This window comes from uncultured Veillonella sp., from assembly GCF_934230905.1.
Classification (GTDB): Bacteria; Bacillota; Negativicutes; order Veillonellales; family Veillonellaceae; genus Veillonella.
This window is the reverse complement of sequence record NZ_CAKQFJ010000052.1, coordinates 1-5421: the sequence shown is the minus strand read 5'-3', so window position 1 is coordinate 5421 and position 5421 is coordinate 1. Positions and strand designations below refer to the sequence as shown.

The 5421-nt window shown below is 36.1% G+C and carries 6 protein-coding genes; 5 read left to right on the top strand and 1 reads right to left on the bottom strand.

The features are described 5' to 3' along the window. The first annotated feature begins 53 nt into the window (after positions 1-53). From lspA to pyrR, 3 genes are read left to right on the top strand one after another with little or no spacing between them, the layout of a single operon-like run. A complete protein-coding gene (lspA, locus tag Q0E20_RS09350; RefSeq protein ID WP_295999410.1) occupies positions 54-512 on the top strand; it encodes a signal peptidase II in 459 nt (152 codons plus the stop codon). Beyond that, positions 513-1430 carry an RluA family pseudouridine synthase gene (locus Q0E20_RS09345; RefSeq protein ID WP_295999402.1) on the top strand — a complete coding sequence of 306 codons (918 nt, stop codon included), beginning with the start codon at positions 513-515 and terminating at the stop codon, positions 1428-1430. Positions 1431-1440: 10 nt separating this feature from the next. Then, positions 1441-1962: a bifunctional pyr operon transcriptional regulator/uracil phosphoribosyltransferase PyrR gene (gene pyrR / locus Q0E20_RS09340; protein ID WP_295999400.1), complete on the top strand. Its 522-nt coding sequence runs from the start codon at positions 1441-1443 to the stop codon at positions 1960-1962. 108 nt (positions 1963-2070) lie between these two features. Here the strand turns inward: pyrR and Q0E20_RS09335 are convergent, their stop codons facing one another. After that, a complete protein-coding gene (locus Q0E20_RS09335; RefSeq protein WP_295999406.1) occupies positions 2071-3285 on the bottom strand; it encodes a nucleotidyltransferase family protein in 1215 nt (404 codons plus the stop codon). 210 nt (positions 3286-3495) lie between these two features. On the opposite strand from Q0E20_RS09335, the gene Q0E20_RS09330 reads away from it, so the two are divergent. Both Q0E20_RS09330 and Q0E20_RS09325 read left to right on the top strand, forming a co-directional pair. Further along, the gene (locus tag Q0E20_RS09330; protein ID WP_295999397.1) at positions 3496-4059 is read left to right on the top strand and encodes a hypothetical protein; all 564 of its coding nucleotides are present in this window, start codon (positions 3496-3498) and stop codon (positions 4057-4059) included. Positions 4060-4062: 3 nt separating this feature from the next. Then, positions 4063-5268: an acetate/propionate family kinase gene (locus Q0E20_RS09325; RefSeq protein WP_295260144.1), complete on the top strand. Its 1206-nt coding sequence runs from the start codon at positions 4063-4065 to the stop codon at positions 5266-5268. Positions 5269-5421: the final 153 nt, after the last annotated feature.

The window sequence follows — 5421 nt, the reverse complement described above, 5'->3', positions numbered from 1 at the left end:
ATTTTGCCTAAAATGATGTAACTTAGTATAATAGGACTATTAAGATATATATTATAAAAAGGGAGTTAATCTTGTTTTATTTAATTGCAATTATATGGTTACTATTTGATCAAGTTTCAAAATATTATGTGATGAATCATTTTGTTCTTGGCGAATCGTTACCAGTTATTCAAAATGTATTTCATTTTACCTATATCATTAATCATGGTGCTGCTTTTGGTATGCTTACGAATCAACGGTGGTTTTTCTTAGCCGTTGCTTTGGTACTAATTATTGTATACGGTATTTATCGCAAGCAGGTTAATAATGGTCCGTTGATTTTACGTGTAGGGAGTGCTTTGTTAATTTCAGGGGCTATCGGTAATGGTATAGACCGATATATATTACATGGTGTAGTGGATTTTTTTGATTTTAGAATTTGGCCTATTTTTAATATAGCAGATATAGGTATATGTATAGGTGTAGTATGTATTATATACTATTTATTAACATCAAAACATGAGGAGAAATAAATGAACGAATATATTGTATCTTTGGACCAAGAAGGTAAACGTCTCGATGTATTCCTCACAGACAAGATGGAAGGTTCTCGTAGCTATATTCAAAATCTTATTAAATCTGGACATGTATTGGTAAATGGTAAACTTGGAAAGGCTAATTTACGACTTAATGCCAATAGCAGTGTTTTGGTAGAAATTCCTGAACCAGAATCTGTAGAAATATTACCTGAAAATATTCCTGTAGAATATTTATATGAAGATCATGATATTATTATAATTAATAAACCTCGTGGTATGGTAGTTCATCCGGCAGTGGGAAATTATACAGGAACTTTAGTAAATGCATTGCTCTACCATTGTAAGGATTTATCTGGTATTAATGGTGAAATTCGCCCAGGTATTGTTCACAGATTAGATAAGGATACATCGGGTGTCATGATGGCGGCTAAAAATGATACTGCTCATATTGGTTTAGCAGAACAGGTAAAAGCACATAGTGCTAAAAGAACTTATTTAGCGCTTGTTCAAGGTAATATAGTGGAGGAAAAGGGGATTATAAAAGCTCCTATTGGTAGACATCCAAAAGATCGGATGAAAATGGCCGTTGTTTTTGAAAATAGTAAGGAGGCTATTACTCATTTTAAAGTATTGGAACGTTATGGATATCAAACATTAGTAGAATGTGTTTTAGAAACGGGGCGTACTCATCAAATCCGTGTTCATTTTGCTCATATTGGTCATCCTGTAGTTAATGATCCATTTTATGGTTATCGCCGTATGGATTTTCCTATAGATGGGCAAGCCCTTCATTCTCATACATTGGACATTGTACATCCCATTACAGGTAATCATATGCATTTTGAGGCTCCTGTACCAGAGGATTTTCAAAATTGTATCGCTTTTGCTAAAGAGTATAGAGAGCGTAGATAAGGATTTTACTATGGAAACAAAGCGTATTTTAATGGATGGAGATGCAATTAAACGTGCTATCAGACGTATTGGTCATGAAATTTTAGAACGAAATAAAGGTCTTTCTAATGCAGTCATTGTTGGTATTGAGCGACGTGGTATTATGCTAGCAAGACGACTACAAAGTGAAATTGAGGCTATTGAAGGTTTGCATATTGCATGTGAACCTTTGAATGTAGCAATGTATCGTGATGATAGAGATACACGACCAAAGGAAGGCGCTCCTTGTTCTATTGATACAACAGGCAAAACTATAATTTTAGTAGATGATGTGCTTTATACTGGGAGAACTATTCGTGCTGCGTTAAATGCATTAATGACATCTGGTCGCCCTAAATCGATTCAATTAGCCGTATTGGTGGATCGTGGTCATCGAGAACTGCCTATACGTGCCGATTATGTAGGAAAAAATATTCCTACTTCTCATCTTGAAAAAGTGCGTGTACAGGTTAAAGAAGTTGATGCTTGTGATGGTGTAACTATTGAACAATAATGTAATGGTTATAGATAAGATGTCAATTTTATATGAAAAGACTCGACATATATATGCCGAGTCTTTTTCGTTTTATTATATAAGAATTCTTATATAAATCTCGATATATTATACTTCTATATATTGGGGTGAATATCGAAAATCATCATGACCTGTACGAACATTAGGTGCTTTAAAAGTATAGGATTGTAAATCGGTAGCTTTTGTATCAAGTTCTAGAAGTTGTTGGCCTAAAGTAGAAACCATTGTAGGCGCTTTAGACCATTTTTGTATTAGTGGTATGCTTGGGGTGTTGTGTTTTAACCACGTACGGCCATGTTGATTAAATGCTAATAATCGTGCATATTGAGGCCCTAGTAGATGTGCTTTTTGTAGTATTGTTTTTGTGATTTGTAGAGCTGTATATGCGGCCATACGACGTAATCTAGCATATGTATATCGTTTTGTTTTTATTTCATTAAGTGCCGCAGTCCAGTTTGTTTGTTGCATGGCTTTCTGCCAACGGTACTCTATACCTTCTGTAAAATCAGCATACTGTTTTAGTTCTACTGGTGATAATAAACGATTAATACCATGTAATATATCGTTGTATCGTTCATAATTAACATACGATCCACCATTTATGACTTGGTACATATCTTCTCGAATTATGTGCGGTATATAGGAATCGATAGAAGCTCCTTGGATAAGTGCATCTCGAAGAGCGGAGCCAGAAGGATATTCTTCTTTATGATTTATTGGAAGGCTAGTAGTATGATGAGATGATTGTCTAGCAATAGGAATAATTGTAAGATTACTAAAATATTGCTGAGCTGCTCGAATATATTCAAGCCCTAGTAATGCATTGGGTGCATTGTTGATACGTTCACCACCTTCTACATATTTAGTAATCACTTGTCGGAGGGCGGTGCCGTAAGAGAGACCTGTTTTTAGGTGGCATTGAATCGCTTCTTGCCCTTGCTTTGTGTTAAATAATTCAGCAGCTTTGTATAATATGGTAGTATTGCTATCAAGTTCGGAACCAAAGGATATGCTATCGATATGAAGTGCTTTCATAAGGCGAATAGCACCTGTACAAAAGAGTTCTGCACTACCTAATGAATAGATTGTAGGTAGTTCGATGACAATATCGGCGCCGCCATAAATAGCCCAACGGGCACGGTCAAACTTAGTGAAATAGGCAGGTTCACCCCGTTGTACAAAGGAACCACTCATAATGGCGATGCGTAATGTATCAGGATAAGAGACACTTAATGTATGTAGTTGGTGCGCATGACCATTGTGGAAGGGATTGTATTCGCAGATAATTCCGATGGCTTTCATTGTGAGTCCTTTCATAAGTAATATTTCTATTATTATATACTATATAATGAAATTTATAGAATAGATTCTTTTTCAATGGGTGCGCTTTAGTCACATGAAACTTTTCAGTTTCTTGTGGAGAATTATATAAATTCTTATGAAAGTACTAGAATGGTAGACGCTGTAATGGTATAATTATCTGTGAATTCTGATTTGACGTGAGGTGATTTGATGAAGGTACAGTGGAAACGAGCGCTACAAACCATTGTGTTAGGTACATCCCTATTAGCATTAGCTGGATGTGGTTCTGATAATGTGATGGATATATATAGCTTTGGTAATCAAGTCATTCGTTCCGGACAGTCGGAAGTGACTGTAGCGTTGCCATATGAAATGGGGAAGACATCTGAAACAACGAGTGTCGATGGATATCCTATGGATGCATATGGAAGTCTAAGCCAACATATGTTGATTTCTGTAGAGGCTCGTCAACCGGCTTCTAATAAAGCTTTGCCAACGGTTGCACAATTTGTGAATCAAAAGAAATCTGAATATGCAAAATTAGGTGCTACTGTTAATGTGGAGTCTATCGATTTAAATGGTGTACAAGCACAACTTATAACTGGTGATTTTTACGTTAACAAAATTAAAACTAGTTTTTCTCAATATGTCTTTATGGATAAAGGCGTGTTGTGGAATATAACCTATAGATATCCTACGGATGATCAAATAGGGGCTGATATCAGCAAACAAATTAAAGATAAGATTTACGTTACGCAAAAGAAAGAGGGTTAATCAATGAACGTATTAGTAGTTAACTGCGGTAGTTCTTCCTTGAAGTATCAATTACTTGATATGACAACTGAAACTGAATTGGCGAAAGGTTTATTTGAAAAAATTGGTGATCAAGATGCTATCTTCACTCATAAACGCCCAAACGCAGATAAATTAGAACGCGTTGAACCAATTTTGAATCATAAAGAAGCTTTACGCATCTTGCTTGACATCTTAGTTGATGCTGAGTTTGGTGTTATTAAATCCATGGATGAAATTGATGCAGTTGGTCACCGTGTAGTACATGGTGGTGAAAAATTTGCTGATTCCGTATTGATTACACCTGCAGTTATGGATGCTTTGGAAGAATGTGCATCTCTTGCTCCATTGCATAACCCACCAAATATTCAAGGTATCGAAGCTTGTCAAGCTATTATGCCGAACGTACCACAAGTTGCTGTATTTGATACTGCATTCCATCAAACAATGCCTAAAGAAGCTTACATGTATGCGCTTCCTTATTCTTATTATGAAGACTATGGTATCCGTCGTTATGGTTTCCATGGTACATCCCATAAATATGTAGCACAACGTTGTGCTGAATTGATGGGTAAACATATGTCTGACCTTCGTATTATTACATGTCACTTGGGTAATGGTTCTTCTCTTGCAGCTATTAAAGGTGGCCGTTCTATCGATACTACAATGGGCTTCACCCCTTTATCTGGCTTGATTATGGGTACACGTACTGGTGATATTGACCCTGCTATCGTTCCATTCTTGATGGATAAGACAGGCATGTCTTATGAAGAAGTTGACCGTATTATGAATAAAGAATCCGGCGTGTTGGGTATTTCTGGTGTATCCAATGACTTCCGCGTAATTGAAGAAGCAGCAACAGCTGGTAATAAACGCGCTCAATTGGCTCTTAATATGTTCCATTACAAAGTTCGTCGTGTAATCGGTGCTTTTGCTGCTGTTATGGGTGGTGTTGATGCAATCGTATTCACAGCTGGTATTGGTGAAAATGGTATTGGAAACCGTGATGCTATCTGTAATGGTTTGGAATATTTAGGTACTCGTATTGATGCAGAACGTAATAATATTCGTGGTAAAGAACAAGAAATTAGTGCTGAAGGCTCTAAAGTAAAAATCTTTGTAATTCCTACTAACGAAGAAATTATGATTGCTCGTGATACTCAACGCATTACTAGCTCTTTAAAAAAATAGTATAACTATGTAGAAGACGTGTTCTTTTATTGGTTGTTTACTCTATAATATTAAAACCCCACTTATATCTTAGGTATGAACCGACCCCTTAATGTTAGACCAAAAATCTTAACGTTAAGGAGGTCGGTTTTTCTATGGCAAAATATAGCTTTA

Bases quoted from the DNA above. Each gene is read 5' to 3' on its own strand.
- Q0E20_RS09345 (WP_295999402.1), top strand. From the start codon at position 513: ATGAACGAATATATTGTATCTTTGGACCAAGAAGGTAAACGTCTCGAT.
- pyrR (WP_295999400.1), top strand. From the start codon at position 1,441: ATGGAAACAAAGCGTATTTTAATGGATGGAGATGCAATTAAACGTGCT.
- Q0E20_RS09335 (WP_295999406.1), bottom strand. From the start codon at position 3,285: ATGAAAGCCATCGGAATTATCTGCGAATACAATCCCTTCCACAATGGT.
- Q0E20_RS09330 (WP_295999397.1), top strand. From the start codon at position 3,496: ATGAAGGTACAGTGGAAACGAGCGCTACAAACCATTGTGTTAGGTACA.
- Q0E20_RS09325 (WP_295260144.1), top strand. From the start codon at position 4,063: ATGAACGTATTAGTAGTTAACTGCGGTAGTTCTTCCTTGAAGTATCAA.